The organism is Chryseobacterium sp. CS3K3.1 (genome assembly GCF_059515165.1).
This window is the reverse complement of sequence record NZ_JCAKRV010000003.1, coordinates 12,969-39,101: the sequence shown is the minus strand read 5'-3', so window position 1 is coordinate 39,101 and position 26,133 is coordinate 12,969. Positions and strand designations below refer to the sequence as shown.

Sequence of the window (26,133 nt, the reverse complement as noted above, 5' to 3'; positions counted from 1 at the left end):
GAACTAAGTTTAGAATGAAATATTTAAATAAAACAGTTGTTTCTCTTACTGTTGCCGGAATGTCATTACTTCCCGGTAATGTAAGTGCCCAGTTTCTGGGCGGACACAGATTGAAAAGTGATGAAGACGGACCCAAAGGACAGTTTATGGTGTACGGTTCATTAGACTATTCAAAACTTACAACCCCATCAAGCAGCAGCAGTACCGTTTCCAGCGCACCGCTTGGAGTAGGGTACTTCATCAATAATAATGACCTTGTCGGAGTTAATTATGCTTACTCGCAGAATACAGTAGATCACAATGTAGTTTACAAACAAAATGAAGCGGGAATCTGGTATAGTCCTTCAGTAATGCTTGGAAAATATTTTGTGTTGATTGGTCAGGTGGATGCCCACTATGTTTGGGGACAGCAACTTTCAACAGCAGCGGATGCTATGCAGAATTTTAACGGATTCCGTCTTCGTGCCTATCCTTTGATCGGAATCCTATTAGGTGGCGGCTGGGCACTGAAATTCAAATTTGCAGAACTTTCAATGCTTCAGACCAAAACAAAAGAAGAAGGCTGGACGAAAAGCTATGTAGCGGGAATCAGCGGTTCAACATTCGGGGTGGGAATCTCCAAAAACTTAGACTTCAGAAAAAAATCCAACAATGATAATTAATCAAATCATAGGCAATCTTGCTGAAAACCCTACGGAGAAAACCATAGACTATCTTGATCTGGAATGGTTTGAAACCACCAAAAGAATCCAGCGTAAAAAAACCAGACAGGGAACTGATGTTGCCATCAAGTTTCTCAGAGAAGGACAACGATTATGGGAAGGGGATATTCTCTTTGAGGATGCCGAAAAAATAATTGCAATCAATGTTCTGGAAACGGAAGCCATTGTGATGTCACCAGCTTCCCTGCTGGAAATGGGTACTGTATGTTATGAGATCGGAAATAAACATATTCCGCTTTTTATTCAGAATGACAAAGTGTTGCTTCCTTTTGAAATGCCGATGTTCAGATGGCTGGAAGCAAGCGGCTTCAAACCGGAAAAACAATCGGTGAAACTGCTGAATCTTCTTAAATCTAATGTAGAACCGCATGGACATGGAAGTCTGGGCTCCACAATCTTTACAAAAATCTTAAAAATGGCTGCTCCGAAAGATGAATAATATGAATTTCCTGTCAGGACTGCTTCATCTCGCAGATCCTACACTTCCCATCGGAGGATATACCCATTCCAACGGACTTGAAACGTATGTGCAGGAAAGAATTGTACATGATCTGGCAACCGCGAAAGAATTTGTGCAGAATATGCTTCAGTACAACCTTAAATTCAATGACGGCGCTTTTGTAAAACTGGCTTATGAAGCAGCAGAAAAGGGAGATTTGCAGCAGCTTTTAGAACTGGATAATGAATGTAATGCGATAAAATGTCCAAAGGAAATTCGCCAGGCGAGCCAGAAACTGGGACTCAGACTCATTAAGATCTTCAAAAGGAGAGAAAGTTTCCCTTTCATGGAAGCTTTTGAGAAAGCGGTTCAGCATAAAGAAGCCAATTCTCATTACTGTATTGTATTTGGAGTATATGCTTATCTGATGAAAATTCCTTTGTATGAAGCCCTTTTAGGATTCTATTACACTTCAGTTGCCGGGATGATTACCAACGCTGTAAAACTTGTTCCTCTTGGACAGCTGGATGGACAGGATATTTTATTCTCACTCTACCCCGTCATGGAAAAAACTGCTTTGGAAACTATGGAACTAGACAGAGATCTTGTGGGGCTTTGTAATACAGCCTTTGACATCAGATGTATGCAGCATGAAAGATTGTATTCAAGACTTTATATGTCGTAAGACAAAAGTAAAAAGACAAAAGTAAAAAGATAAAAGTTAAAAGGGAGGAAAGGCAAAATGATGGATAACGATTGTAGAGCTAAGAAAATGAAAATCTTATGACTGATTGGGTGGTGTGTTTCTTAGCTGAATGAAATGCCTTTGCGCCCTTTATCATATTCTCAATTAATAAAAAATTATACGTGAAACAAGGTGCTGTTTGCTAAGTGAAACACCCTTGCCATCGAAAAATATTCACAGTAAAGAAAACTTAGCGCCTATAGCGTTAAAACAATAAAATAAAATTTAAAGAAAATGGAAAACAGAAAATATATAAAAGTAGGAGTGGCAGGACCTGTAGGTTCAGGAAAAACTGCATTATTGGAACGTTTAAGCAGAAAATTATTCGGGACTTATGATCTTGGAGTCATCACGAATGATATTTATACCAAAGAAGATGCTGAATTTATGGCGAAAAACAGTCTTCTTCCCCACGACAGAATTATCGGGGTAGAAACAGGAGGCTGCCCCCATACAGCGATCCGTGAAGATGCAAGTATGAACCTTGAAGCGGTAGACGAACTGGCAGCGCGTTTCCCGGAAATCGAACTGGTTTTGATTGAAAGTGGTGGCGATAACCTTTCTGCAACATTCAGTCCCGATCTTGCAGATGTTACCATCTTTATCATCGATGTAGCAGAAGGCGAAAAAATCCCTAGAAAAGGAGGACCGGGGATTACAAGATCGGACTTACTGATCATCAATAAAATTGACCTTGCCCCTTACGTAGGTGCCAGCCTTGAAGTGATGGAAAATGATGCCCGAAGAATGAGAAAAGGGAATCCTTTCGTATTCACCAACCTGAAAACAGATGAAGGATTGGATAAAGTAATAGGCTGGATTAAAAAATATGCCCTTTTAGAAGAAATTGAAGAACCGAATCTGGTAAGATAAATGGATAGTCATTTAAAAATTATTGCAGGATTCAAGGGAGGAGAATCCTATGTGAAAGATCTTTATGTCTCACTTCCTTTCAGAGTCGTTTCTGTAGGACAGCGAAAAAGTGACAAAAAGCTCTATCAGATGGTGATGAGCTCCTCTCCGGGAATTCTGGATGGAGATCACTATCATTTGGAAGTTACCCTTGAAAAAGGAGCTGCGCTTCAGTTGCAGTCACAATCCTACCAAAGGCTTTTCAATATGCAGGACAAAGCACTTCAGGAACTCAATGTATCTATGGAAGATGAAACTTCTTTCGCTTATGTTCCTCATCCGATAGTTCCCCACGAGGATTCGAACTTTAAGAGTAAAGCGAATATTCATATCGGGAACAACAGCCAGATCATCATCAGTGAAATTATTACCTGCGGAAGAAAACATTACGGTGAAGTTTTTAAACTGAAACGTTTTCAGAACGTGATGGAAATCTACCACAACAATAAACTGGTTGTGAAAGATAATGTGCTGATTCAGCCTGAAATGATTCCGATCAGCAGCATTGGAAACCTGGAACAATATACCCATCAGGGAACCCTTATTTTCTACAGTACAAAAGAAAATGTAGATAAAAACAGATTGATTGAGGAAATTATTGAGGCTGCGGCACAGCATGGTGAAGAAATGGAGACAGGAGTTTCTGCAATGGAAGACAACGGTTTTGTAGTAAGAGCTCTGGGACATGGAGGCGAAATAATGTATAATTTCTTTCTGCATATTCAGGAGGTTCTCTGGTCATTGGAGTAAAAAGAGATCCTTGTCAAGGATTCTAATATATTCAATAGAAACGGGCTTTAGCCCGCGAAATAAAAATTAATCTTCCATTGGCTTTAGCCAAAACTTAATGGAGAACAATAATAGATAAATAGAAAATGGATAGTACAGTTTGGGCACTTCTTTTGAGCGCCGTTTCAATAAGTTTTATACACACCGCCTCAGGCCCGGATCATTACCTGCCTTTTATAGTGATCTCAAAATCCAAAAAATGGAGTGGAATGAAAACAGCCATCTTAACCGTTGTCTGCGGTTTCGGACACGTATTCAGTTCCCTGATCTTAGGTTTTATCGGGGTGTTCCTGGGGTGGCAGCTGAATAAAATCTCATGGTTTCAGGATATCAGAGGAAATTTTTCCGGATGGGCACTGCTGATCTTTGGCGGTGTTTACCTTGTATACGGTCTCATTCAGGCGATCAGAAACAAACCGCATAAACATTTTGATGTGATGGGTGACGATGTATATGTCTACGAACATAATCACAGCGAAATTGTAATGCCTCAAAAAAGAATAAAAGTAACACCGCTTGTCCTGTTCATGATTTTTGTGATGGGACCAAGTGAACCTTTGATTCCCTTATTATTTTATTCAGGAGTAAAACATTCCATGTCTGAAATTGCTGTATTGGTAACCTCTTTCACCGCTACAACGGTGTTGACCATGCTTGGAATGGTTCTTTTGGGACGCTATGGGTACTCAACACTATTCAATACCGAAAAACTGGAAAGATATATTGGCGTGGTAAGCGGAGCAGTAGTAACTGTGTGCGGAATTGGAATGGTCTTTCTTGGATGGTAAACGGGTTTCGGGATTCGAGTGGGAGAGTTTGAGAGTAAGAGAGTTTGAGAGTTTTGATGTGGATTCCGAAACCCACACCTCGCAACCCGCAACAAAAAACAACCCGCAACGAAAAACAAACAACAACCCCATTATTAATAAATTAAAAAAACTATGGACGAATTTTTCAAAAAACTACCCTTTATAGACAATATTTTAAAAGGAATCGGGCAGATTATGCTCCAGGAAAGCAGGTGGACCGGACTTCTGTTTCTGATAGGAATCTTTATGGGAAGCTGGCAGTGTGGAGTGGCCGTATTGCTTTCAACAGCAGCCGGAACTTTTACTGCAATGAAGCTTAATTACGACAAATCTGAAATCAATGCCGGACTTTATGGTTTCAGTGCGGCTCTTGTGGGAGTGGCGCTGTCCTTTCTATTTGAGACAACCTTGCTGATCTGGATTTTAATTGTTTTGGGCGGAGCGTTAGCGGCTGTGATTCAGCATTTCTTTATCCAAAAGAAAATACCGGTGTTTACTTTTCCTTTTATTATTATTACATGGGTAATGGTATTTGTACTCCACCATTTTACTCATATTCCACCCTCTGCGATGTTGAGCGCTGAAGTAGTGCCTACAGAATATGATGATTTTCTTGCCTGTACCAATGGTTTCGGTGAGGTAATCTTTCAGGGAGGAATCCTTTCGGGAATGATTTTCTTCCTTGCCGTTTTCATCAGTTCGCCAATATCAGCTTTATACGGATTGGCAGCATCTATTTTGGGGGCAGGATTATCACAGTTGAATGGCGAACCCATCAAAGAAATCCACATGGGATTATTTGGATTTAATGCAGTGCTTTCCGCAATTGCTTTTTCCGGAATCAAAAAAACGGATGGTTTGTGGGTCTTGATCGCCGTTCTTATCACCATTGCGATTGATGATCTTTTAATAGACAATCACTGCCTGGATATTGTGGGGGGAGTATTTACTTTCCCATTTGTAGCCGGAACATGGATTACACTTTTGATTCAAAAAGTATTTCTTAAAACAAAAAATAAAAAAGTTGGAGAGTCTTAGAGTTGGAGGGTTGGAGGGTTGGAGAGTAAGAACGTCCAAGGTTTAAAGTTTAAAGTTTAAAGTTTAAAGTTTTTTCACAATGATTGACAATTCACTTGCGAAGCAAAATTCACTATTGACATTCCTCTAACTTCTAACTTCTAGTTTCTAACTTCTAAAATTTAAATATAATTAAACTAAAAAATGAAAGTAACAAAAATAGCAGCCGTATTTCTGGCTATGGCATTCAGTGGAAAAATGATGGCGCAGGAAGCAGAAAAACAGTTGTTGATCAAAGATGCAGATGATAAATTTCCCATTGCAGATGCTTTGGTAAAATACGACCACGGAAACAGCCATACCCATACGGGAACAAACGGTACATTTGCCGTTTCTGTAAAATCCCTTCCTGATACCCTTGTGATCAGCCGTCAGGGATACGATGAGGTAAAATGGGTAGTGACCAATGATGATGATAAAAATAAAGTTATTTTTTTACAGCATAAACCTTTTCAGATTTCTGAAGTAGCCATCAATCACAGTTCATTTCTGTCTGCTATTACAAAGGTTGATCTGAATAAATTTCCGGTTAACTCAGCGCAGGATTTGTTGAGAAAAGTTCCGGGACTTTTTATTGCTCAGCATGCCGGAGGAGGAAAGGCAGAACAGCTTTTTTTAAGAGGATTTGATGCCGATCATGGTACAGACGTAAGCGTCAATGTAGACGGAATGCCTGTGAATATTGTTTCCCATGCCCATGGTCAGGGATATTCTGATCTGCACTTTGTGATTCCTGAAACCGTTAATAATATTGATTTTGGAAAAGGAGCTTATTACATGGATCGCGGAGACTTTAATACAGCAGGATATGTTGACTTTCAGACGTATAATGGATTGAAAAACAGTATGATTAAACTGGAAGGAGGTTCTTTCAATTCAAAAAGAGTATTGGGAATGTTCAATATTCTGCATGATGATCTGGGAAGAAAAAATGCCTATATAGCTGCAGAATATAATTATACAGACGGCCCTTTTGATGTGAAACAGAATTTTAACCGAGTTAATATCTTCGGGAAATACAATCAGTGGCTTACGGATAAAGACTATTTCAACATCCAGTTTTCAACATTCAATTCTTCATGGAATGCTTCCGGGCAGATTCCGGAACGTGCTGTAGATAAAGGAATCATCGGCAGATGGGGAAGTATAGATCCCACAGAAGGCGGGAAAACTTCCAGAACAAACCTTCAGATGAATTTCAAGCATATTATTTCTCCTTCCGAGCAGATTGATGCCATGGCCTTTTATTCAAAATACAACTTCAACCTGTATTCTGATTTCACTTTCAATTTAAAGGATAAAGAGCATGGAGACGAAATTCAGCAGACGGATGGAAGAAATATTTACGGTGCTGAAGTAAAGTATACAAAGACTTTTTCCTTTGTCAACAGTTCTTTAAACTGGACTTCAGGAATCGGATTAAGAAATGATGATATTAATACTTTGCAGCTTAATCATGTTTATCACAGAGACCTTCTGCTGGACAGATTGTCAGATGTGACAGGAACAGAAACCAATCTTCATGCCTATTCAGGATTGATCTGGAAAACCGGAAAATGGACCATTAATCCGGCTTTGAGAGTGGATCATTTTATCTTTAATATGCACAATCTGCTGGATGTGGAGCAATTACCTTCCGGACAGTCAAAAGAAGCAACAAGATTAAGCCCCAAACTGAATTTCTCCTATGCTCAGAATGACAATGTGATGTGGTTTCTGAAAACAGGAATGGGCTTTCACTCCAATGACCTAAGAGTAGTTGTTCCCAATAAGAGCGAAAATACCCTTCCATATTCTATTGGTGCGGATTTCGGGGTGAGATTACACCCGTTCAAATCCTTGATCATTACTCCGGCATTATGGTATATGGATCTTCAGCAGGAATTTATGTATGTGGGAGATGATGCAGTAGTAGAGCCTTCCGGAAAATCAAAACGTTTCGGGGCTGATCTTGGTGTTCGTTTCCAGCCGTTGGAAAACTTTTACCTGAATGCAGATATCAATTATTCCCACGCCAGATTTACCGAAGAAGAAAAAGGCCAGGATTATGTTCCGTTGGCTCCGGTAGTCACCAGTACAGGATCTGTCAACTGGGATTTCCTGAATGGCTTTTCTCTGGGACTTCAGTACAGATATCTGGGAGCAAGACCCGCTGTAGAGGATAACAGCATCAGAACGAAAGCCTATTTTGTAAATGATTTGATGCTTTCTTATAACCGTCAGAAATGGGGAGCGAATGTTCAGCTGAACAATCTTTTCAATGTAAAATGGAACGAAGCTCAGTTTGCCACAGAAACACAGTTAAAAGGAGAAGCAGAGCCTATTACAGATCTTACCTATACACCGGGAAGCCCTTTTGGAGTAAGAGTAGGCGTGTATTATAAGTTCTAAACAGGAGAGTGGGAGAGTAGTAGAGTGAGAGGGTGAGAGAGTTTGAGAGTAGAAGGGTTGAAGAGAGTAAATTATAGGTTTCGGGATACGGGTTTCGGGGTCTTTACTACTTACACTTTAGCTTTTTCACTCTCTTACTTACCTCCTTTGCTTTAAAATATTTTGTATAACTTTAAATAATCATAACAAGGATATGGAAGTACTATCCAATTTTCAATATAAAAAGCTTTTTCTGCCGAATATTACGGAAAAGATATTAGCCAATAATGCTGATATACAGCTCTATCGGATAGAGAATTATCTTAAAGGTATTCTGATGCCGGTCATTCCGTATCGTACTACATTTAATTTTATTATTTTCGTTACTAATGGGCATATCAGACAGTACCTTGAAAATAAAGAATATCATGCGGAAAAAGGAGGCGTCATCTTTATTAAACAAGGAACAATCACCGCAACCGTAGAGCTGTCAGACGATATTGAAGGTTTCTTCCTTGCCTATGAAAATAATATTTTGTCTGAACAGGAACTGCCCAAACATAAAAGCAGTATTTTCTTCATGACTCCCTTCCTGAATCTGGACAGCCTGACGTATGGAACCATTACACAGCTTCTCCCGATTATGGAACAGGAATTATGGTTGAATAATCTCAATATCAATGATGTAGTGGTGACAATGCTTCATTTGATTCTGATCAAAATGCTGAGCACAGATTCTGATACCCATCACAAATCTGCAACACGCCCCATGGAACTGTCTCTTCAGTTCCGTGATCTTTTGTTTAAATATCATGTAGGAGAAAAAAGAGTAGCTTTTTATGCTGATAAACTGTCCGTTACGGAAAGTTATCTGAATAAATGTGTCAAAGGAGTTACTCAAAAATCACCAAAACAATGGATCAATGAGATTGATATCAATTACAGCAAAGCATTGCTTCACTCCAGTAAAGATATTGCAGAAATTGCCTATGAACTGAATTTCCATACCGCATCCCACTTTACCCAGCTTTTCAAAAAAATTGCAGGAATTACGCCAAAGGAATACAGGGTTCAGTTTTTGAATAACAGCAGGATTTCAGTCTGATATAAAGAATCGAATTTGTGTAATGTCAATGGTTAATTTTTGCTGCGCAAGTGAATAGTCAATGATGCTGAAGTACAGAATAAAAAATTCACTGCGAAGCAAATTCACTATTTATTATTGATTGGTCTCCCTTACATCTTTTCATTTTCCAGGATCTTCAGCACCAGTCTTTCTTCTTTTGTAAGATCGGCTTTTCCGTCATTTTCTTCTATCACTTCCAGTTCATCAAGATATTTTTTGATGGTATTATTCTCATAAAGGTTGATGACTAAAGGATGAACATAATACTTTCTGCAGACAGCCGATGTATTTCCCAGGTTTTCTGCCACGATGTCCAGGGCTTCTTTTACCTTCTTTTTATATTCACTGTCGTTTTCTGCATATCCGATTTCTTTAAAAGCGATCAGGGCACTTACGGTTCCGGACCATGTTCTGAAATCCTTTGCTGTAAAATCTTCACCACTGATCTCTTTGATATACTCATTCACCATCCCGGAATCTACAGAATGACGGTTTCCTTCATCATCAAAATATTGAAAAAGTTCTTTCCCGGGAATATCCTTGCATTTCTGAATAAGCCTTGCCAGCCTTGGACTCCTGAGGTCGATTTGATGCATGATACCTTTCTTTCCTTTAAAAGAAAAAGAAATTTTTTGTCCTTTTACCTTTACATGTTTATCCTTTAATGTGGTCAGACCAAAAGAACCGTATAATTTTTCATATACATTATTCCCGATACGGATATTGGTTCTTTGCATAAGGCTTACAATTAAGGCAAGGATTTTTCGTTTCTCAAAATTTCTCAGGGCAAGATCCTGTTCTATATGCAGACGGATGTCCGGTAATGCATACCCGAACTGAAGCATTCTGTAAAATTTTGTATGATTTCTTAAAGCACTCCACAGAGGGTGGTAGCGGTATTGCTTTCTTTGCTTTACATCAAAGCCTGTGGCCTGAAGGTGGCCGTTGTCAAGAGCACAGATCCATACATTTTCCCAGGCAGGCGGAATGACCAGTTTATTGATCCTGGTAATTTCTTCTTTATCCTTTATTTTTTCGCCGTCTTTATAATAGGAATATTTCTTTCCGGTTTTCTTACGGGTAATTCCGGCGGTTTCCGCATCGGTGGTATATACGAGATGTACCGCCTTTGCAGAAGCTTCCGGATCCTTCATTATTTTAACAATTTTTGAAGGCTTAAGGTGAGAAATGATCTCCAAATCTGTATTCTTCTCCATAAAGCATGGTTAAGAGTTTTTACCCTTCGAAAAAATCAGTAAAATAATCCCTACTATCACACAGACTATGATTATTCCCCACCACATTCCTGCCTTAAAAATTGTTTCTACGGCTTCACAACTTGTTAATGTCAGTATACTTAACAGTATAATACTGTAAAAGCTCCATTTTTTCATAGGTATATATTTTGTTGGTGTGTTAAATTCTGAGTCGGTCAGCCCTCCATTTTTTGATAGACCTTTTAATTTCATCTCCTGAGATGTTTTCATGAAGTGCCCTGTATAAAAGCTCTTTGAATTCATCATCATACGTAAATCTCAGGGCAGCAATCTGATCGAATTTCAGTTTCTCAGCAGTTTCATCAGACCTTTTATTGAAGATCTCGAAATAACGCTGTTTAAACTCCAGTATCACCATACGGTTTTGAAGTCCCAGCGCGTAATACTGCCTTGTCATCAAAGCCAGGTAAAAAAGCAAAAAAATCACGACAGAAAACAGTATCCAGATCAGCTTATTTCCCGGGTCATCCCAGATTTTGTAAATTCCTAAAATCTCCAATATTATTAGCAATGGAAGATAAATAAAATGATGTGGCGGATAAAATTTCCTGTGGTTATTGTAGTTTTGCTGTTTCATGCAATAAAATGTAGCAATAATCTTTCCAAAAATTTATTATTTTGATAATGTGGTAGTTTTTTTTACTTAAAAATGATGTATTTTATGAAATATATTTAGTGGTTGGTTTTTTACTGACCTCTTTGACAATAAAGAATTATAAAGCAAAATAGCGGGTAGATTTACCTTTCAGACATCAAATTTTTTGTAACTTTCGGTGGTTAAAAATAAAAAGAATGACTTCAAAGGAAAAAGTTGCTGCGCTTCGTGAAGAAATGCAGAAAAATAATGTTGATGCATTTATAGTATATTCTGCAGACCCGCATATGAGCGAATACCTTCCTGGAGAATGGCAGGAGAGAGCTTGGCTGTCAGGTTTCTTAGGTTCTGCCGGTTTCGTGGTGATTACCAAAGATAAAGGCGGACTTTGGACGGACGGAAGATACTTTACACAAGCTGCTTTAGAGCTGGAAGGTTCCGGAATTGATCTTTTCAAAGATGGAATGGAAGGAACTCCCAATTATATCGACTGGATTATTTCAGAAATTCCTGCAGGCGGTAAAGTGGCGGTAAATGCTGTTGCAGCCTCTCATGCCAACTGGGAACTGCTTTCTCAAAAATTCAACTCCAAAAATATTACGCTGTCAGATATTCCGCTTTTAAAAGAAGTATGGAAAGACAGAGGAACTCCATCTGCTAACCCGATTTTTGTACATCCGGTAGAAAGAGCCGGTAAATCAGTATCCGATAAAATTGCTGCGATCCGCCAGAAAATGGAAGAGCAGGAAGCTACCGTACACATTATCTCAAGTCTTGATGATGTAGCATGGACACTGAACCTGAGAGGAAGTGATGTAGAAAGTAATCCTGTATTCTTAGGATACATTGTGATTACTAAAAACGACGCTGTTCTGTTCACAGGATTAGAAAAGATGGAAGTGGCTGCGAGAAAACAAATGGATGATTCCTTTGTGAAAATGATGCCTTACGAAGAATTTTACAATTATCTGAAGACTTTCAAAAACGAAAAAGTTCTGGTTTCTCCGAACAGCAACCAACAGATTTTTGAAACATTAAAATCAGACAATCAGTTTATCAAAGCTCCGGTTCCGGGGAATCTTATGAAAGCCCAGAAAAATGAGGCTGAACTGGAAGGTTTCAGAACAGTAATGGTAAGAGACGGAGTAGCCATGGTGAAATTCCTTTATTGGCTAACGCACAATGCAGGAAAAGAAGCCATGAATGAGTATTCTATCGGACAAAAACTGAGAGAATTCCGTGCAGAAGGTGAAAACTTTGTAGGAGAGAGCTTTGGATCTATCGTAGGATATAAAGATAACGGTGCTATCATGCACTATTCTGCCAAAAAAGAAGGAAGCAAAGAAGTGACCAACGAGGAAACAATCCTGGTAGATTCAGGAGGCCAGTACCTTGAAGGAACTACAGATATTACAAGAACTTTTGCCTTAGGAACTCCTTCGGAAGAGTTTAAAAGAAATTCGACATTGGTGCTACAGGGATTGATCCGTTTATCCATGGTGAAATTCCCGAAAGGAACAAAAGGAGTGCACCTTGATGCTATTGCAAGACTTCCGCTATGGATGGAAGGTAAAGATTTCAACCACGGAACAGGACATGGGGTAGGAAGCTTCATGAATGTACACGAAGGGCCGCAAAATATCAGAAAAGATCTGAACCCTCAGGAACTTCTTCCGGGAATGGTTTGTTCAAATGAACCGGGTTACTATCTGGAAGGTCATTATGGAATTCGTCATGAAAACCTGATTGCAGTAAAAGAAGCAGAGAAAACAATTCACGGAACATTCTATGAATTTGAAACATTAACATTCTGCCCGTTCTTCAAAGATACAGTGGTAAAAGAAATCCTTTCAGAAAGCGAAATCGCATGGCTGAATGGCTACCATAAAACTTGTGAAGAAAAGCTTGCTCCACATTTAGATGGAGAAGTTAAAGAATGGTTCCTTCAACTGGTAAGCCCTCTTTAATAAAGATTCAAAGGTGAAAGCAGATGACAATCATTACTTTAAACCTTGAATGATAAACATTAAACTGAATATTGTTAGATAATCCAAAAGCCCTGTAAGGTATTTCCTGCAGGGCTTTTCGTTTTATAAAACCGTATTTTTACGGATATAATTACAGGGATTCCACTGATGCATAAAAAATAAGGTTCACCTATCTTTGTTACAACAAAACATCATTCATATCTTCATAAATAACTCAAGTAAATTCAAAACGGTAGATCATCTCGTCCTGAGATGATTTTTTTTGTTTTCAATTGAAATTTATCAATATGCTCCTGCTTAAAAAGTGGTTGCTACAAAAGTGTCATTCTGAACACAGACTGAAAGTCTGCGAACGCAGTTCAGGAATGTAGTGAAGAATCTCATGTATTTGTTTATTAATGAGATTCTTCCTTCGTCAGAAATCGAAGATTCGACGTAGTCAATGACATAGACCAAATTATTTCACTTTTGAGACAGTCTCCGTCTTTGCCTGTTTACATTAAAACTCTGCAAAAATTAAAACTCTGCGTTTATAAACAACATTTCCTCCATCTTTTTATTTATTTTCGCTGAAACTTATTTGATATATATAATGGAACGTGACTATTTCCGAAGCTTTAATCTGTTTTCAGAAAATGAAATTGAAGAATTTCTGAAGCATTCCGAATTCAGGCATATCAGCAAAAATGATTATTTCATACAGGAAGGAGAGCTTTGCAAGGAAGTAGGATTGGTGAAGTCCGGTATCTTTCGTTCCTTTTACACCTCTGATGAAGGAAAAGATATGACGTATTGTTTCCGGTTTCCCAATCATATGATCGCTGCCTATTCCTCATTTGTTTCCGGATGCCCAAGCAAAGAAAGTATGCAGGCTATTACTGATGCTGAGTTGATTATTCTTAAAAAAGATGCGGTAGATGAGCTGGTTCAGAACAGTCTTAACTGGACAAAGTTTTTAAAAATAATTGCAGAGCAGGAATATCTTGAACTGGAATCACGGTTTTTTCAGCTGCAGAGAGACAGCGCAGCCCAGCGCTATCAAACACTGTTAAAGAATCATCCTGATTATATTCAAAACATTCCATTGCAGTATCTGTCTTCCTATCTCGGCATTACGCAACGTCACCTGAGCCGCATCAGAAAGGAAATTTCTTTTTAGACATTTGTCCTGCTTATTGAAACAGCAGCGCTCTACTTTTGTCAAAAAAAGTTATGGAGCAAAATATTCTTATAATTGGAGGAAATGGATTGGTAGGTAAAACAATTTCCCGGATTTTGAAATCAAGAAATCCTCATCTTACTGTTTTTATCGGAGGGAGAAAAGGTGGAAAAACAGATAAAGACCTGAAGATCGATGTCACAGATCCTTCCTCGTTTAAAGTGATCTCAGAGAAAAAAATACATCTCATTATCCTTTCCGTGAATGATAAAGAAGATCATGTACTTCGTTTTGCGATTGATCACCACATAGACTATCTGGATATTACAAAACCTACTCCGGCTTTGGTGAAGGCTTATGATATTGCCGGTAAATCAGATGTTAACAGCAGAATTGTTTTCAGTTCAGGCTGGATGGGCGGAATTGTTCCGGGATTAGTCAATACCTTGTCAGATTCCGGTGATATTAATGAGGTGAAACTGTTTGTCTATTATTCCGTAAAGGATCTTGCAGGCGAGAGTTCAGCTCACTTTATGGCAGAAAATGTAGCCGTTCCTTTTGTGCATTATAAGAACGATAAACCGGTTTCTATACGGCATTTTCTTGATACGGAAACCTTCAATTTTTCTTATGGAATCGGCCATAGAACTGCCTATAATTTTGATGTGCCGGATCTGTATATTCTCAACAAAGTGGAAAGAATTTCCGATGTGAGTGTGAAGATGACCTACAATTCAAAATTCATAACCTGGCTGCTGGGAGCATTTCAATATCTAAGAATCTACAATATTCTGTCTTTAAAAGAAAGAAAAATGATTTTTGGTTCAAGTGGAAACGGAGATCAGGCGGTCTTTGAAATTGTAGTCGATGATCCGTCAGGACAAAAGAAACTGAGTTTGCAGAGTGAAAAAGGACAGGCGGAACTGACCGCTTTATCTGCTGTTCTGCACACCGAAGAACTGTTGAGAAATCCTCATGAAAACAAGGTGTATTTCAGCCATCAGCTTCATGATCCTTTATCATTAATGGCACAGCTTAATGCCTATGATTCTATCAATATTAATGTCAAATCATGAAAAAAATAGCTATTATCAACGGACATCCCAATAAAGATTCCTTCAATTTTGGGGTGGCAGAAGCTTACAGGTTGGGAGCCTCAGAAACAGGAGCGGAAGTGAGGGAAATCGTTATACGGGATCTCAACTTTAATCCCAATTTACAGTTTGGATACCAGAAAAGAATGGAGCTTGAGCCGGATTTACTGAAAGCCTGGGAAATTATTCAGTGGGCAGATCATCTCGTTTGGGTACATCCGGTTTGGTGGGGCGGATTTCCTGCCTTAATGAAAGGATTCATAGACCGGCTTTTTTTACCGGGAATGGCTTATAAATACCGGGAAAATTCGGTATGGTGGGACAAGCTTTTAAAAGGTAAAACAGCCCATATCATAACAACATTAGACCAACCGGGATGGTATTACCGTCTGTTTTTCGGAAGACCCAGCGTCAATCAGCTTAGAAAATCTATTTTAGAATACTGTGGGGTAAAACCGGTGAAGGTGACTTACGTAGGTATTATCAGGAATTCTAAAGATGAACAGAGGACTCAATGGCTTAGAAAAGTGAAGGAATTAGGAAAGAAGCATAAATAGTTTGCACCTTATTTTTTAGGTAACGGAGAATGATAACTTTATCCGGTAATAATGTCTTTTATTATCAGATAAAGTTATCATTATTAAAGTAAAAACACTTTTGCTGCTCAATTTTACAGTCCTTTTTTCCCTTCCATCCAGTAGGCTTGTGATTTGATGCACTTCGGGGAAACGCCTCTGGCTTTAAGGAATTTTCTGATCAGAGACATTCGTCCTCCGTTTCCTGTGAGATAAAAAATAACCTCATCATCAGAGATGGATTCTTTTTCTTCCAGCAGAAAATCATTCAAAGCTTCAATCATTCTCATGGTATTGTTTTTAGGACAGTGATAGCCATATAAGCTGAGCTTTTCAAGAGCAGAGCAATCATCCAGCTCATGAAGGCAAATAAATAAAGAACCGGATTCCTCCACCGCTTCCTTGATCGAAAGAGAACTTCCCAATGATGTTTCATCTCCCAGAGAAAAATGAATCCGGGCACCTGGAGTAAAGAATTGTTTTCCTCTGGGCATTAAAAGTTTTATGGAATCTCCTTTTGTCAGTCCGGTCACAAAATGACTTCCTGCAGCAGACCTGTCATGCAAATGAAACAAAACATCGAAAGTTCCTGCTTCTTTGTTAAAATTAAAAGGAGAATAGTTACGGAAATCCCTGTCGTTGATTCTTATTCCGATGGCATAGGCAGGTTCATAAGGAACATTCTCTAATTCTGTTTCAAAGCGTATCAGTCGGAGATCATTGGTAATCTGTTCTATATGGCTAACGGTACATTCTTTAAATTTGGAGGACCAGACATTTTCTACGGTGTCATTGACCCATTTTGGTAGGCTTGGCATAAATCATTTTTATTGCAAAGGACGTTGCAAAATCAGAAAATAGCGATAGCGGTTTCGGGGAATTAATTGGACTATTCGTGGTTAAATATCTATTGGTGTTGATTCCGGAATTCTGATGGAGACTGATCTTCCAGTTTGGAAAACAAACGGCTGAAATAGGTATGATCACAGTATCCCAGTTCATAAGCCACTTCCTTTACACTGAGATTGGTAAAGACCAGCAATCTTTTGGCTTCGATTAAAATTTCCTGATGAATCCAGTGTTGTGCAGGCTTTCCTGTGACCTCACGAACCGTTTCCGTTAAATATCCTCTTGTAATGTTCAAAATTTCTGCATATTCAGATGGACTTTTCATGGTTTTGAAATTTTTCCGGACAAGAGTCCTGAATGCTCTGGTTAATTGTAAAGCACGGTTTTCCTCTGAAGCCGGAGAAGTACTTTTCTGAGAATACAACTGGGCAAACATTCCGAGAAAGGCATTAAGCAGTGATTGAACAATGAGAAATCCTTCTTTAGTGGAAAGCATTTCGTTCGTATATGAAGCATGAAGTAGGCCGGCTGTCGTATTGAGGTTTTTGACAAGGTTCTTATCCAAAGACAGCGGTAGTATTTCACCCAGAGATTCATCAAAAAAAGAACGTACAGAATCCGGAACAAGTTCTGCTTTTACCGCTACAAACCATCCGCAGACCTCTTTCATGAGAAGCCCCTGATGTACCTGTCCCGGCAATACACAGAAAATAGTGGATTCTTTCGCTTCAATAGTTTTAAAGTCAACCATCATTCTCACATGACCGCTCTCCATACAGGTGAAAATATAATGACTGTCCCGGTGTATACCTTTGTCCAGAAGAATATCCCCTGAATCATAAGGCTGTTTATCCATCCTTTTGATATGGAACTGATGATGGGTAATACCATTTAAATCATAGGTGGGAATGGTTTGTTTCATCTTTTAAACCTGTTGTGATGAGGATAATACGGAATGGTAAAATTACGTATTTTCACGGTTTTACATCCCGGATTTTAATCTCAAATTCGCGGTGCATAATCATGATGCTTTCTTCAAGTCAGATTTTATATGAATATACACCGGAATTCGGAGCAGAAGGAAACCTGTTCCGGATTCTATTTTGCTTTTGAAAATGCCATTTTTATGGCTAAATAAGTTAATACGCTGGCCATAAACCATTTCTGGACCTTTATCCAGACCGGATTATTGGAAAAGAATACAGCAACTCTTGCAGCTGTTAATACAATGATAAAGTTGATGCTGAAGCTGATCAGAACCTGGATGATCCCTAGTTCCAGACTTTGGGTCAATATTGAGCCATACTCTGGTTTGATGAACTGAGGAAAGAAAGACAGGTAAAAAACAGCCACTTTCGGATTCAGTACATTCGTTAAAAAACCAATGGTGAATAGCTTCTTGGGACTATCATGAGCACCATTTGAATCAACATCAAAAATATTTCTGCTTTTGGGTTTGATAGCCTGATAAGCAAGATATAAAAGATAGACCGTTCCCAGGGTTTTAAGAACGGTATAAGCGAGTGGAACAGCCAGCAAAACAGCGGTAAGACCAAATGAAACCATGATGATATGGAATAAAAATCCACATACGACTCCGGCTAATGAGATAAATCCGGACTTTTTCCCCTGTGTTATTGACTTTGAAATCAGATAAATCATATTAGGACCGGGGCTGATGACTAAAATGAGTGCAGCCAGTATGAAAAATAGTAGCTCGTGGAATGGAATCATGACAGTTCTTATTTAAATGAGAAGGTTTCCGGTGCAAAGATAATAGGTGTTTCCTGTTTAATTTTATCAGAGACAGAAGAAAAATTCATTTTTATTCAATTAAATTTTATTTTCCACCTGAATGTGATTTAAAAAGGAATATCAGTCTCTTTTTTTTGTAAATTTCAACGCATAAAATAATTATCATTCACAAATAAATATTATCATGACTACTGAAAACATCTTTGAAGCTATCAGAAAATGGAAAAATCTTATTGATTCTTACAAAAATGGAATTGATACCAATGGAGCAGAAATTTTGAATTATTTGAATCAGGGAACCCACTTCAGCGTTTCAGGCGAAGACATTGAACTATGGAAAAAAAATCTGGGAACCACGGAACCCCAAATGATTCATGCCTATGTGGGTATTCATGAAGGTAAGCTGAAATTTTTCCTGATCGATTCTAAAAGTGATAAAGATGCTCATTTCAATACCATTCTCGTTAAAGATTTCTTAGTAGAATTCAGTGAATCAAAAATACAAAGCAGCAATGATATTGTGCTAGATGTTCCTCCCATTACTGCTGAATCAGCCATTAACCGTAACTTCAGATGGAATATGTTCGGGACTTCCTGGCTGCAGGCTCAGAAAACAGAAGATATTTTTCAATTGATTTCCATTCCGTTTTCAGATTATATGAATATTGGAATTACCGCAGGACAGACCTGTACCAGTTTCTTTGGACTTACAGATGATCTGGAAAGAAAAGATCCCGACTTCCCTTATCATATTGAAATCATTACCGTGAAAAGTCTTGCCATCAATCATATGAGCGAGACTGCTGAAAATTATTCCACTCCAAGACCTCCCTTTACGATTATTGATACTCTTAATGATTATCAACTTCTGAAGCAAAGTACCAGTGTTGTCGTATAATAGTTTATCTCTTTATTTACAAATTATAATTAATCTCGTCTTATGTGCCGGATTGATTGTATTGATAAGGGAAGGGATCAAAACAAAACTTCCTGTGATTATATTGCTCTCAGGAGAATTGATGCTGGAGCTGACGGATTTAACAGACCGGCTGATGAAATTAAATACACTCAATACTTATAATTATATATTGAGCCAGTTTTTTGGTTTGATGATCCTTACTGTGATTTACAGCAATTATTATATCCGGCTTTCCCGTCAATTAAGGTGGATGATTTACTGTTATGCTGTACTGGTGCTGATTACCAATGTGCTGTATGTTCAGAATGATACAAAGGTTACTTTTTATTTCAACATTATCACCAGTATTATTATTTGTAGTTATGCGGCCTCTTATTTCATGAAAATTATCAGGGAAGGTAGGGTAAACAGAGATCTGTTTATTGTGAATATCATCGTTTTTCTGTTTTTCTCTATAGAATGTATCATCTCCACTACCTTTAATTTTTTAATCAGCAATCATCTGAACTGGGTAGCTCCTGTCTGGCTTTTTAGAGGCATTCTGCTATTGTCTTTTTATCTTGCTTTTATTAATCTGGGATGGGGCGTTGGGAAAATCAGGATCAGATAGTTCTATGGATTTGGATTGGTATTGGACTGTTTTTTTTAACAACATTATTCATTACATTATTGGTAATTAATTACTTGAAAAGTATAAAGAAAAATAAACAGAAAGTCTCAAGGCTGGTCCGGAACACCCAAAAAGAATATCGGGAAAATATGCTGCTGTTACAGGAACAGGACAGAGAAAGGCTGGCAGAAGAACTTCATGATAATATTATCTCACAATTGAATCTTATCCGTTTGAATATCAATGATAAAAAACCGGAAGAATTGAATCGTGATTTAAAAAAATCGATGCAACTGATCCGGGAGTTATCTCATAATCTTACGCCGCCTGATCTCGATGAGATAGAACTGGAAGATTTAATTGCAGATTATCTTGATCAGATCAATAAAAATATAGAGGTCGTTTTCAGTCATATGACGATAAGAACTCCGATCAGCAACCCTGTAAAACTAAATCTTTTCAGAATTGTTCAGGAACTGATCACCAATATTTTAAAACATGCTGAAGCTACCAGAGTAGATGTCTCACTGAGAATCTCTCTGAACTATTTAATATTAACCATAGAGGATAACGGCCGTGGGTTCGCTATTGAAAACCATTCAGGAGGGATCGGGCTGAAGAATATTCAGTCCAGAGCTCAAAAAATTAAAGCCATCTATAAACTTAAAACCCAGCCTGAAAAAGGCACAAAATTCATTGCCTGTATGGCATTACAATAAAAAATAAACATGGAACACTCAAAAATTAAAATCGGAATTGTAGATGATGATCTGCTGTTTGTACAGCTTTTGAAAAATTATATTGAAAATAATGGAGATTATCAGGTTGTACTTACCTCAACAGGAGGATATCAGTTTCTTAAAGAAAAGGATTCTGTTTCTTTAGATATCCTGATTCTGGATCTGAGGATGGCCAACGGTGACGGTCTTGAAGTACTGGCCGAACTGGCTCAAAAAGAAAGTAAAACAAAAATCATTGTTCTTACCAGCTTCTACCGCCGCTCATTCATGGGGCAGATGCTGAAGCTGGGAGCGCATGCTTTTTTGCCTAAAGAAATTGAACTGGAGGAATTATTATCCGTTATGAAGGCGGTTTATCATACAGGGCATTACTTTTCCAATGATCAGATCGATGTGATGAGAACCCAGCTTTCCAATAAACTTCCGGAGTTTCACGCGTTTTCCAGAAATGAACTCACAGACAGGGAAGTTGATGTGTTAAGACTGGTCTGCCAGCAGCTGAGCACCAAAGAAATTGCAGATTCTCTGTTTATTTCACCCAAAACAGTAGAAACCCACAAGACCAATCTCATGATCAAAACCGGCGTGAAAAATATGGCAGGACTTGTTATTTATGCCGTACAGAATAAGGTAATAGATCCGGATGAAATTATATTGTTCGATAAATAGTCTGATCCAAAAAGAATCAGGGAGCACTTCAAAGTACTCCCTGATCACAAGAAATCTAAAAAAACACTATAATTTAGGATGTAATATTTTAGCAATAGAAACGGCATCTGCCACAGTATCCAGGCTGTAGATCTGGATAACACCCTGTGTAGTGGCTGCCTGACCTAAGATGTTCTGCTGGTTTTGTGCATTCACTGCATTTTCAAACATAATTCCTGTAGAATGTGCTGCAGATTGATACACGTTGGCCAAAGCCATTGCAGGAGATTCTCCTACTACTTTTACGTTCGATTGCGTTACCGCGTCTGTGATTTGTTCGTTTACTGGCATAATGATTATTGTTTATTTGGGTTAAAAACAACCGGAATTTCCGGTTGTTCGGATAATGTATTTAAGCTATTCGCAAAAACGAATTAAGGATTAAGGATTTTAGCGATTGAAACTGCATCAGCCACAGTATCCAGGCTGTAGATCTGTGCAATACCTTGTGTAGTCGCCGCCTGAGTAACAATGTTTTGCTGGTTCTGGGTATTCACTGCATTTTCAAAAAGAATTCCCGTAGAATGAGCTGCTGATTGGTATACGTTGGCCATCGCCATTGCAGGAGATTCTGCTACTACTTTTACGTTGGATTGCGTTACCGCGTCTGTGATTTGTTCGTTTACTGGCATAATGATTATTGTTTATTGAGGTTAAAAAACAACCGGAGTTTCCGGCTGTTCGGATAATTGATTATAATAGGTTCGTAAAAAAAGTGATTACGGAGTAAGGATTTTAGCAATAGAAACCGCATCGGCTATCGTATCCAGACTGTAAATTTGAGTTACTCCCTGGGTAGTGGCTGCCTGGGTAACAATATTCTGCTGGTTTTGAGTGTTGATTGCATTTTCAAACATGATTCCTGTAGAATGTGCTGCTGACTGATATACGTTACTTAGAGCCATTGCAGGAGATTCTGCTACTACTTTTACGTTGGATTGCGTTACTGCGTCTGTGATTTTTTCGTTTACTGGCATAATGATTATTGTTTATTTTGATTAAAATTACCGGGTTTTCCGGCGGGTTAATTTATTTTGCGGTAGGCAAAATATGATTAAGGTTTAAGAATTTTAGCAATAGAAAGCGCATCAGCGATGGTATCTTTGCTGTAGATTTGAGTTACACCCTGTGTAGTGGCTGCCTGGGTAACAATATTATGCTGATTTTGAGCGTTGGTCGCATTTTCAAACATAATTCCTGTAGAATGTGCAGCAGATTGATACACATTACTTAACGCCATTGCAGGAGACTCTGCCACTACTTTTACGTTAGACTGCGTTACTGCGTCTGTGATTTGTTCATTAACTGGCATAATGATGATGATTTATTGGGTTAAAAACAACCGGGCTTTCCGGCTGAGGTGGTTACTTTTATTAAAAAGTTTAAAAATTAAGGCTTAAGAATCTTAGCCATAGATACTGCGTCTGCTACAGTGTCCAGGCTATAGATCTGCAGGATTCCCTGAGTGGTTGCCGCCTGGCCTAAAATATTCTGCTGATTTTGCGTGTTTACCGCATTTTCAAACATGATTCCTGTAGAATGGGCTGCAGATTGATACACGTTGGCTAGTGCCATTGCAGGAGATTCTCCCACTACTTTTACGTTCGATTGTGTTACTGCGTCTGTGATTTGTTCATTAACTGGCATAATGGTAATTGTTTTTTTGAGATCGGATCTCGGTTAATAAATTATTGAAGTAAACTAGTTTATATCTGGGTTTTAAACTCACCACAGATCCTGCAGATCAATGCGTTTCAAAAACATTGGTATAGACAGGTTATGAATAAATTGGCTCTGAAGGATGGCTCTGAATACAATGGCTGAAACCCCTGTCTGTAAAATCTGCGCGAGTTTAAAGCATATTTTTTCTAAAAAGGATGCGGTCTTATTTTTAATATCTGTCTTAAAAATAAATTCCTGCTGCAGGTATGCTGTCAATGTCGGATTCCTTTGGGCTAACGATGGATTCTGAATGATTGCTTTTGTACATCGACAGCATCTGAAAGGCGGTGCAAAAATAAATGTTGACCTGATTGTATATATGCTGAGGGCACCGGATTTCATCTTTGCAGAGAAATAAACCGCATCCGTAGTTGTGTGGAACAGGAATTAGAAACGCTGTTTTCTAAATGACTCCAGTTCCTTTATTTTTATATTTTTGGGACTCATTTTTTTTAATCCCATCACATAATGGCTGATGCCGGTCATAGCATTCCGTTGCTGATTCAATGCAGAATTGATTTGCATCTGTCCGGTGGAATGTGCGCTTACCTGTGCGGAAATAGCCTGAGGTACTGCGGTAGACATTCCGGTAACGATTGTATCAATTTCGTTCATATTAATTCGTTTTGGTGGTTCTAAGGTTTGATATTACCCAATCTTGTATTCAGCTTATTCATCCGCTCCATTATTTTAAGTTCTTTCTCCTTTACCTTTGCTGTAGAGGCTTCCTGCAGCTTTTTCAGCTGTTCTTCATAATTCATGACAGGGGTTTCAGGCGGTGGTGGAGCAGCAACGGGAGCAGGAGCCGCTTCGTGCTGTTTTACGGCTTCTTCCAGTTTTTCCAGGAGAGGGGCAAGCGACTTCATGGTCTCTTTGACAGCTTTGTCCCTGATATAGCTGATAATTTCATCTTCATGTCTTAACACAAAAGGCATGATTTCTTTTCCCACCATCTCAGGTTCCGCTACAGGTACCGGAGGTTGGGGAGCAGGAGCTTTCTTGCGGATTCTTTTACGCATACTTATTGTTTTATACTATTGTAAAAAAAGAAAATGTCTTGTTACAGCAGATAGTTAATAAATGCAGACGCAGATTTCCAATCCCGGTTGAGGTCTTTTACAACGTTGTAACCTGTGATCTCTAAAGCAATACATGCAGAAATAGCACTGGCAGTCAGCATTTCTTTTAACTGATGCGGAGGAAGGGTCAGGATATAATCATCCGGAATAATCAGAGATTTACTGCCGGATGGAGCTTCATTTACTATGATACTCAGAATTTCCTGAAAATAATGGGCAATGAGCTTGGAGGCCTGAAATTCCAGTTCTCTTTTTAAGGCAACCATCTCATCCTGGGTAACCAGTTCGGAAATGGCACTTACATCCACATCATGTACGGAATACTGAGCTTCACCCGTATTAGATGGAGTAATCGTAATATCTGATTTCAGTATCCATTTTGATCTTTCAAGATTGATCGTGAGAAGTTTTGAATCATAATCAGGAACTGCAATTTCGTTCAGGGTGGTAAGAGGCAGGATTCTTACATTGCAGTAAAATACCTTTGGATCATCCAGCTTGACCATGATTACGGCAATTCCTGTCGATTTATCTTTAGGCTCCACTACAAAAGACTGAAAATGGTTGTACCTTTTGCCTCCTCTGCCGATGCAGTTAACCAGTCGTAAAGACGGCTGAATATTAATGTCCGATGTCTGAAGATTAAATACAAATCGTTCCGAATTGTGCTCCGTCTTTTTAGGTTCTGAACTTTTGGTGTCCAGATAACTGATTTCATTGCTTTTGAGCAGATAAAGTCTTTCATTTAAATCATCTAAGCTTTCCAGATTTAAAATTTTGGCGGGTTTGGTTACTGAGGAATAATTCATCTTTTATTTATTTTAATTTTTTCAATGAGCTGGGCTATTATTGTTTTTTTCTTGGGATCACCTTCAGTTTCGACCGAAGGAATTACCGCTTCTTTGATCTCTGGTTTTACAAGTGGCTGTGTCAGTTTAACCGACTTTAATACTAATTTGCCCCCGTGATCAGCCGTGATAAAGCTTTTTCTCATACTTTCTGTTTCTGAGCAGGTTTCTTGCGGAACCGGATCTACCCGTTTTTTTTTTCGGGATCTTCTGTCTCGGCAGAAACTTCCGTATAGGATGGGGGAGAAGGAAGTGCTTCTGAGACAGGAAGCGCGTTGACATTATAGATCGTATTGGAAATTTTTGCCTTTACTTCAGCATAATCACTTACCATTTTGAATAAGTCCTTTATCATTTCATTGCCTTTTCCTGCATCCTGGCCCTGAATATTTTCAGCCATTTGAACAGAGGTTTCTTTACTCCCCGGCGCCGGCCCGAAAGTGGTTCCATAGGTCAGTAGATTATTAGCCAGTCTGCTCAATGCAATAAGACCTACCTGCTCAAATCCTTTTAAAAAAGACTGTAAATCCTGAACCATCATTCCTGTAGACTGTTCTATCATTACTTTGGTTACTCCGGTCATTGGAGAAGCTTTAGGCGGAGCCAGTACCTCACTGTTCACAAATACTACAGCTTTCTCCGCCGGAGTGGTAGCATTGGCTGCCTGGGATTGTTGGGTTTCACTGTTGTTTTCACTCATGATGGTAAGGTTTTAAATTATCCTTTTAAAATTTTAATGGCATCTGCAACAATCGCAGGGTTGAGCTGGTTCAAGTTCTGCTGGTTTGTCACAGAATTCTGAATGGAAATTCCACTGGCATGGGTGGCCATCTGGTAAAGCATACTCATAGCCTGTGCGGGAGACTCACCAAGTACGGTAACGTTAGTCTGCGTTACTGCATCTGTAGTCTGGGTGTTTACTGTTTCTGCCATATTCTGGTTTTAATGGGTTACTATTTTTTAACTAAATGTTGACGATGAGATTGTTGATCTCTTTTGTCTGATACAAATTTCAGCAATCAGAATAAATCTTCATTAAGGGAAAAAACGGAATTTTAAAAAATAAGGGAATTCTCTTATGGGTGAATTTTTGACAGAATACATAGTATTTTAATAATGATAAACCAAAAAACAATTTTATAAGTTTAATTTGATAAACACCCAAACACTCAAACACTCGAATCCCGGACCCCCGAATCCCGAATCCCGAAACCCAAATCCCGAAA

The 26,133-nt window shown here is 38.6% G+C and carries 33 protein-coding genes; 17 read left to right on the top strand and 16 right to left on the bottom strand.

Features of this window, described 5'->3' with window-relative positions:
• Window positions 1–14 precede the first annotated feature (14 nt).
• The 9 genes from AC5YGI_RS04130 to AC5YGI_RS04090 all read left to right on the top strand — a co-directional run bounded on the left by AC5YGI_RS04130 (window position 15) and on the right by AC5YGI_RS04090 (window position 8,968).
• A complete protein-coding gene (locus tag AC5YGI_RS04130) occupies window positions 15–662 on the top strand; it encodes a hypothetical protein (RefSeq protein WP_330747185.1) in 648 nt (215 codons plus the stop codon).
• Window positions 652–1,161 carry an urease accessory protein UreE gene (gene ureE, locus AC5YGI_RS04125; RefSeq protein ID WP_330747184.1) on the top strand — a complete coding sequence of 170 codons (510 nt, stop codon included), beginning with the start codon at window positions 652–654 and terminating at the stop codon, window positions 1,159–1,161. Before AC5YGI_RS04130 ends, ureE begins: the two co-directional genes overlap by 11 nt.
• Entirely contained in the window at window positions 1,154–1,846 is a 693-nt protein-coding gene (locus AC5YGI_RS04120) for an urease accessory protein UreF (RefSeq protein ID WP_330747183.1), read from the top strand. Before ureE ends, AC5YGI_RS04120 begins: the two co-directional genes overlap by 8 nt.
• Before the next feature lie 294 nt (window positions 1,847–2,140).
• Window positions 2,141–2,779: an urease accessory protein UreG gene (gene ureG, locus AC5YGI_RS04115; protein ID WP_047094673.1), complete on the top strand. Its 639-nt coding sequence runs from the start codon at window positions 2,141–2,143 to the stop codon at window positions 2,777–2,779.
• Complete coding sequence (locus tag AC5YGI_RS04110) at window positions 2,780–3,568, top strand: urease accessory protein UreD (RefSeq protein ID WP_496167596.1); 789 nt, start codon at window positions 2,780–2,782, stop codon at window positions 3,566–3,568. It abuts the gene before it with no gap.
• Window positions 3,569–3,693: 125 nt separating this feature from the next.
• Window positions 3,694–4,395: a hypothetical protein gene (locus AC5YGI_RS04105; protein ID WP_496167595.1), complete on the top strand. Its 702-nt coding sequence runs from the start codon at window positions 3,694–3,696 to the stop codon at window positions 4,393–4,395.
• A 153-nt stretch (window positions 4,396–4,548) separates the two neighbouring features.
• Window positions 4,549–5,454, top strand: coding sequence for an urea transporter (locus AC5YGI_RS04100; protein WP_496167594.1), 906 nt, complete (start codon window positions 4,549–4,551; stop codon window positions 5,452–5,454).
• 183 nt (window positions 5,455–5,637) lie between these two features.
• Window positions 5,638–7,884: a TonB-dependent receptor gene (locus AC5YGI_RS04095; protein ID WP_496167592.1), complete on the top strand. Its 2,247-nt coding sequence runs from the start codon at window positions 5,638–5,640 to the stop codon at window positions 7,882–7,884.
• Window positions 7,885–8,077: 193 nt separating this feature from the next.
• Window positions 8,078–8,968 carry a helix-turn-helix domain-containing protein gene (locus AC5YGI_RS04090; RefSeq protein WP_454511866.1) on the top strand — a complete coding sequence of 297 codons (891 nt, stop codon included), beginning with the start codon at window positions 8,078–8,080 and terminating at the stop codon, window positions 8,966–8,968.
• 131 nt (window positions 8,969–9,099) lie between these two features.
• Here AC5YGI_RS04090 and AC5YGI_RS04085 read toward each other — a convergent pair whose 3' ends face one another.
• Window positions 9,100–10,206 (bottom strand): DNA topoisomerase IB, encoded by a 1,107-nt coding sequence (locus AC5YGI_RS04085; protein ID WP_496167591.1) that lies wholly within the window; start codon window positions 10,204–10,206, stop codon window positions 9,100–9,102.
• Between the two features lie 199 nt (window positions 10,207–10,405).
• Window positions 10,406–10,843: a DUF6526 family protein gene (locus AC5YGI_RS04080; RefSeq protein WP_496167590.1), complete on the bottom strand. Its 438-nt coding sequence runs from the start codon at window positions 10,841–10,843 to the stop codon at window positions 10,406–10,408.
• Between the two features lie 215 nt (window positions 10,844–11,058).
• On the opposite strand from AC5YGI_RS04080, the gene AC5YGI_RS04075 reads away from it, so the two are divergent.
• The 4 genes from AC5YGI_RS04075 (at window position 11,059) to AC5YGI_RS04060 (ending at window position 15,659) form a co-directional block, all read left to right on the top strand.
• Window positions 11,059–12,828, top strand: a complete 1,770-nt coding sequence (locus tag AC5YGI_RS04075; RefSeq protein WP_496167589.1) for an aminopeptidase P family protein — start codon at window positions 11,059–11,061, stop codon at window positions 12,826–12,828.
• A gap of 613 nt (window positions 12,829–13,441) precedes the next feature.
• Entirely contained in the window at window positions 13,442–14,008 is a 567-nt protein-coding gene (locus AC5YGI_RS04070) for a Crp/Fnr family transcriptional regulator (protein ID WP_110011420.1), read from the top strand.
• Window positions 14,009–14,061: 53 nt separating this feature from the next.
• The gene (locus AC5YGI_RS04065) at window positions 14,062–15,084 is read left to right on the top strand and encodes a saccharopine dehydrogenase family protein (RefSeq protein ID WP_496167588.1); all 1,023 of its coding nucleotides are present in this window, start codon (window positions 14,062–14,064) and stop codon (window positions 15,082–15,084) included.
• A complete protein-coding gene (locus AC5YGI_RS04060; RefSeq protein WP_330747176.1) occupies window positions 15,081–15,659 on the top strand; it encodes an NAD(P)H-dependent oxidoreductase in 579 nt (192 codons plus the stop codon). Before AC5YGI_RS04065 ends, AC5YGI_RS04060 begins: the two co-directional genes overlap by 4 nt.
• Window positions 15,660–15,772: 113 nt before the next feature.
• On the opposite strand, the gene AC5YGI_RS04055 is transcribed toward AC5YGI_RS04060, so the two are convergent.
• The 3 genes from AC5YGI_RS04055 to AC5YGI_RS04045 all read right to left on the bottom strand — a co-directional run bounded on the left by AC5YGI_RS04055 (window position 15,773) and on the right by AC5YGI_RS04045 (window position 18,260).
• Entirely contained in the window at window positions 15,773–16,495 is a 723-nt protein-coding gene (locus AC5YGI_RS04055) for a siderophore-interacting protein (RefSeq protein WP_496167587.1), read from the bottom strand.
• An 89-nt stretch (window positions 16,496–16,584) separates the two neighbouring features.
• Window positions 16,585–17,448 carry a helix-turn-helix domain-containing protein gene (locus AC5YGI_RS04050; protein WP_496167586.1) on the bottom strand — a complete coding sequence of 288 codons (864 nt, stop codon included), beginning with the start codon at window positions 17,446–17,448 and terminating at the stop codon, window positions 16,585–16,587.
• A gap of 176 nt (window positions 17,449–17,624) precedes the next feature.
• Complete coding sequence (locus AC5YGI_RS04045) at window positions 17,625–18,260, bottom strand: LysE family translocator (protein WP_496167585.1); 636 nt, start codon at window positions 18,258–18,260, stop codon at window positions 17,625–17,627.
• Window positions 18,261–18,465: 205 nt separating this feature from the next.
• Between AC5YGI_RS04045 and AC5YGI_RS04040 the strand changes: the two genes are divergently transcribed.
• The 4 genes from AC5YGI_RS04040 to AC5YGI_RS04025 all read left to right on the top strand — a co-directional run bounded on the left by AC5YGI_RS04040 (window position 18,466) and on the right by AC5YGI_RS04025 (window position 21,219).
• Complete coding sequence (locus AC5YGI_RS04040; RefSeq protein ID WP_496167584.1) at window positions 18,466–19,179, top strand: hypothetical protein; 714 nt, start codon at window positions 18,466–18,468, stop codon at window positions 19,177–19,179.
• A gap of 94 nt (window positions 19,180–19,273) precedes the next feature.
• Entirely contained in the window at window positions 19,274–19,810 is a 537-nt protein-coding gene (locus AC5YGI_RS04035) for a hypothetical protein (RefSeq protein ID WP_330747172.1), read from the top strand.
• A 149-nt stretch (window positions 19,811–19,959) separates the two neighbouring features.
• Complete coding sequence (locus AC5YGI_RS04030; protein WP_496167583.1) at window positions 19,960–20,529, top strand: sensor histidine kinase; 570 nt, start codon at window positions 19,960–19,962, stop codon at window positions 20,527–20,529.
• 9 nt (window positions 20,530–20,538) lie between these two features.
• Complete coding sequence (locus tag AC5YGI_RS04025) at window positions 20,539–21,219, top strand: response regulator (RefSeq protein WP_496167582.1); 681 nt, start codon at window positions 20,539–20,541, stop codon at window positions 21,217–21,219.
• Window positions 21,220–21,285: 66 nt separating this feature from the next.
• On the opposite strand, the gene AC5YGI_RS04020 is transcribed toward AC5YGI_RS04025, so the two are convergent.
• From AC5YGI_RS04020 to AC5YGI_RS03970, 11 genes are all read right to left on the bottom strand, one after another.
• Window positions 21,286–21,549 (bottom strand): RebB family R body protein, encoded by a 264-nt coding sequence (locus tag AC5YGI_RS04020; RefSeq protein WP_034697228.1) that lies wholly within the window; start codon window positions 21,547–21,549, stop codon window positions 21,286–21,288.
• Window positions 21,550–21,632: 83 nt separating this feature from the next.
• Window positions 21,633–21,890 carry a RebB family R body protein gene (locus AC5YGI_RS04015; protein WP_034697227.1) on the bottom strand — a complete coding sequence of 86 codons (258 nt, stop codon included), beginning with the start codon at window positions 21,888–21,890 and terminating at the stop codon, window positions 21,633–21,635.
• An 87-nt stretch (window positions 21,891–21,977) separates the two neighbouring features.
• Window positions 21,978–22,235, bottom strand: a complete 258-nt coding sequence (locus tag AC5YGI_RS04010) for a RebB family R body protein (RefSeq protein WP_034697225.1) — start codon at window positions 22,233–22,235, stop codon at window positions 21,978–21,980.
• A 77-nt stretch (window positions 22,236–22,312) separates the two neighbouring features.
• On the bottom strand, window positions 22,313–22,570 hold the full coding sequence (locus AC5YGI_RS04005; protein ID WP_034697223.1) for a RebB family R body protein: 258 nt from the start codon (window positions 22,568–22,570) through the stop codon (window positions 22,313–22,315).
• Between the two features lie 77 nt (window positions 22,571–22,647).
• Window positions 22,648–22,905, bottom strand: coding sequence for a RebB family R body protein (locus tag AC5YGI_RS04000; protein WP_110011409.1), 258 nt, complete (start codon window positions 22,903–22,905; stop codon window positions 22,648–22,650).
• Window positions 22,906–23,367: 462 nt separating this feature from the next.
• Window positions 23,368–23,595, bottom strand: a complete 228-nt coding sequence (locus tag AC5YGI_RS03995) for a RebB family R body protein (RefSeq protein ID WP_137905248.1) — start codon at window positions 23,593–23,595, stop codon at window positions 23,368–23,370.
• 20 nt (window positions 23,596–23,615) lie between these two features.
• The gene (locus AC5YGI_RS03990; protein ID WP_496167581.1) at window positions 23,616–23,999 is read right to left on the bottom strand and encodes a hypothetical protein; all 384 of its coding nucleotides are present in this window, start codon (window positions 23,997–23,999) and stop codon (window positions 23,616–23,618) included.
• Window positions 24,000–24,040: 41 nt separating this feature from the next.
• Window positions 24,041–24,868, bottom strand: a complete 828-nt coding sequence (locus tag AC5YGI_RS03985; RefSeq protein ID WP_446105260.1) for a hypothetical protein — start codon at window positions 24,866–24,868, stop codon at window positions 24,041–24,043.
• Window positions 24,865–25,053, bottom strand: coding sequence for a hypothetical protein (locus AC5YGI_RS03980; protein ID WP_227941899.1), 189 nt, complete (start codon window positions 25,051–25,053; stop codon window positions 24,865–24,867). The genes AC5YGI_RS03985 and AC5YGI_RS03980 overlap by 4 nt, the downstream gene beginning before the upstream one ends.
• A gap of 38 nt (window positions 25,054–25,091) precedes the next feature.
• Complete coding sequence (locus tag AC5YGI_RS03975) at window positions 25,092–25,607, bottom strand: hypothetical protein (RefSeq protein ID WP_496167580.1); 516 nt, start codon at window positions 25,605–25,607, stop codon at window positions 25,092–25,094.
• 17 nt (window positions 25,608–25,624) lie between these two features.
• Window positions 25,625–25,840 carry a RebB family R body protein gene (locus AC5YGI_RS03970; RefSeq protein WP_034697211.1) on the bottom strand — a complete coding sequence of 72 codons (216 nt, stop codon included), beginning with the start codon at window positions 25,838–25,840 and terminating at the stop codon, window positions 25,625–25,627.
• Between the last annotated feature and the right edge of the window lie 293 nt (window positions 25,841–26,133).

Bases quoted from the DNA above. Each gene is read 5' to 3' on its own strand.
- AC5YGI_RS04005 (WP_034697223.1), bottom strand. From the start codon at position 22,570: ATGCCAGTTAATGAACAAATCACAGACGCAGTAACGCAGTCTAACGTA.
- AC5YGI_RS04100 (WP_496167594.1), top strand. From the start codon at position 4,549: ATGGACGAATTTTTCAAAAAACTACCCTTTATAGACAATATTTTAAAA.
- AC5YGI_RS04110 (WP_496167596.1), top strand. From the start codon at position 2,780: ATGGATAGTCATTTAAAAATTATTGCAGGATTCAAGGGAGGAGAATCC.
- AC5YGI_RS04020 (WP_034697228.1), bottom strand. From the start codon at position 21,549: ATGCCAGTAAACGAACAAATCACAGACGCGGTAACGCAATCGAACGTA.
- AC5YGI_RS04065 (WP_496167588.1), top strand. From the start codon at position 14,062: ATGGAGCAAAATATTCTTATAATTGGAGGAAATGGATTGGTAGGTAAA.
- AC5YGI_RS03970 (WP_034697211.1), bottom strand. From the start codon at position 25,840: ATGGCAGAAACAGTAAACACCCAGACTACAGATGCAGTAACGCAGACT.
- AC5YGI_RS04070 (WP_110011420.1), top strand. From the start codon at position 13,442: ATGGAACGTGACTATTTCCGAAGCTTTAATCTGTTTTCAGAAAATGAA.
- AC5YGI_RS04040 (WP_496167584.1), top strand. From the start codon at position 18,466: ATGACTACTGAAAACATCTTTGAAGCTATCAGAAAATGGAAAAATCTT.
- AC5YGI_RS03995 (WP_137905248.1), bottom strand. From the start codon at position 23,595: ATGAACGAAATTGATACAATCGTTACCGGAATGTCTACCGCAGTACCT.
- AC5YGI_RS04045 (WP_496167585.1), bottom strand. From the start codon at position 18,260: ATGATTCCATTCCACGAGCTACTATTTTTCATACTGGCTGCACTCATT.
- AC5YGI_RS04060 (WP_330747176.1), top strand. From the start codon at position 15,081: ATGAAAAAAATAGCTATTATCAACGGACATCCCAATAAAGATTCCTTC.
- AC5YGI_RS04050 (WP_496167586.1), bottom strand. From the start codon at position 17,448: ATGAAACAAACCATTCCCACCTATGATTTAAATGGTATTACCCATCAT.
- ureE (WP_330747184.1), top strand. From the start codon at position 652: ATGATAATTAATCAAATCATAGGCAATCTTGCTGAAAACCCTACGGAG.
- AC5YGI_RS04025 (WP_496167582.1), top strand. From the start codon at position 20,539: ATGGAACACTCAAAAATTAAAATCGGAATTGTAGATGATGATCTGCTG.
- AC5YGI_RS04085 (WP_496167591.1), bottom strand. From the start codon at position 10,206: ATGGAGAAGAATACAGATTTGGAGATCATTTCTCACCTTAAGCCTTCA.
- AC5YGI_RS04095 (WP_496167592.1), top strand. From the start codon at position 5,638: ATGAAAGTAACAAAAATAGCAGCCGTATTTCTGGCTATGGCATTCAGT.
- AC5YGI_RS04120 (WP_330747183.1), top strand. From the start codon at position 1,154: ATGAATAATATGAATTTCCTGTCAGGACTGCTTCATCTCGCAGATCCT.
- AC5YGI_RS03990 (WP_496167581.1), bottom strand. From the start codon at position 23,999: ATGCGTAAAAGAATCCGCAAGAAAGCTCCTGCTCCCCAACCTCCGGTA.
- AC5YGI_RS04130 (WP_330747185.1), top strand. From the start codon at position 15: ATGAAATATTTAAATAAAACAGTTGTTTCTCTTACTGTTGCCGGAATG.
- AC5YGI_RS04075 (WP_496167589.1), top strand. From the start codon at position 11,059: ATGACTTCAAAGGAAAAAGTTGCTGCGCTTCGTGAAGAAATGCAGAAA.
- AC5YGI_RS04080 (WP_496167590.1), bottom strand. From the start codon at position 10,843: ATGAAACAGCAAAACTACAATAACCACAGGAAATTTTATCCGCCACAT.
- AC5YGI_RS03985 (WP_446105260.1), bottom strand. From the start codon at position 24,868: ATGAATTATTCCTCAGTAACCAAACCCGCCAAAATTTTAAATCTGGAA.
- AC5YGI_RS04015 (WP_034697227.1), bottom strand. From the start codon at position 21,890: ATGCCAGTAAACGAACAAATCACAGACGCGGTAACGCAATCCAACGTA.
- AC5YGI_RS04000 (WP_110011409.1), bottom strand. From the start codon at position 22,905: ATGCCAGTTAATGAACAAATCACAGACGCAGTAACACAATCGAACGTA.
- AC5YGI_RS04105 (WP_496167595.1), top strand. From the start codon at position 3,694: ATGGATAGTACAGTTTGGGCACTTCTTTTGAGCGCCGTTTCAATAAGT.
- AC5YGI_RS04010 (WP_034697225.1), bottom strand. From the start codon at position 22,235: ATGCCAGTAAACGAAAAAATCACAGACGCAGTAACGCAATCCAACGTA.
- AC5YGI_RS03975 (WP_496167580.1), bottom strand. From the start codon at position 25,607: ATGAGTGAAAACAACAGTGAAACCCAACAATCCCAGGCAGCCAATGCT.
- AC5YGI_RS04030 (WP_496167583.1), top strand. From the start codon at position 19,960: ATGCTGCTGTTACAGGAACAGGACAGAGAAAGGCTGGCAGAAGAACTT.
- AC5YGI_RS04090 (WP_454511866.1), top strand. From the start codon at position 8,078: ATGGAAGTACTATCCAATTTTCAATATAAAAAGCTTTTTCTGCCGAAT.
- ureG (WP_047094673.1), top strand. From the start codon at position 2,141: ATGGAAAACAGAAAATATATAAAAGTAGGAGTGGCAGGACCTGTAGGT.
- AC5YGI_RS03980 (WP_227941899.1), bottom strand. From the start codon at position 25,053: ATGAGAAAAAGCTTTATCACGGCTGATCACGGGGGCAAATTAGTATTA.
- AC5YGI_RS04055 (WP_496167587.1), bottom strand. From the start codon at position 16,495: ATGCCAAGCCTACCAAAATGGGTCAATGACACCGTAGAAAATGTCTGG.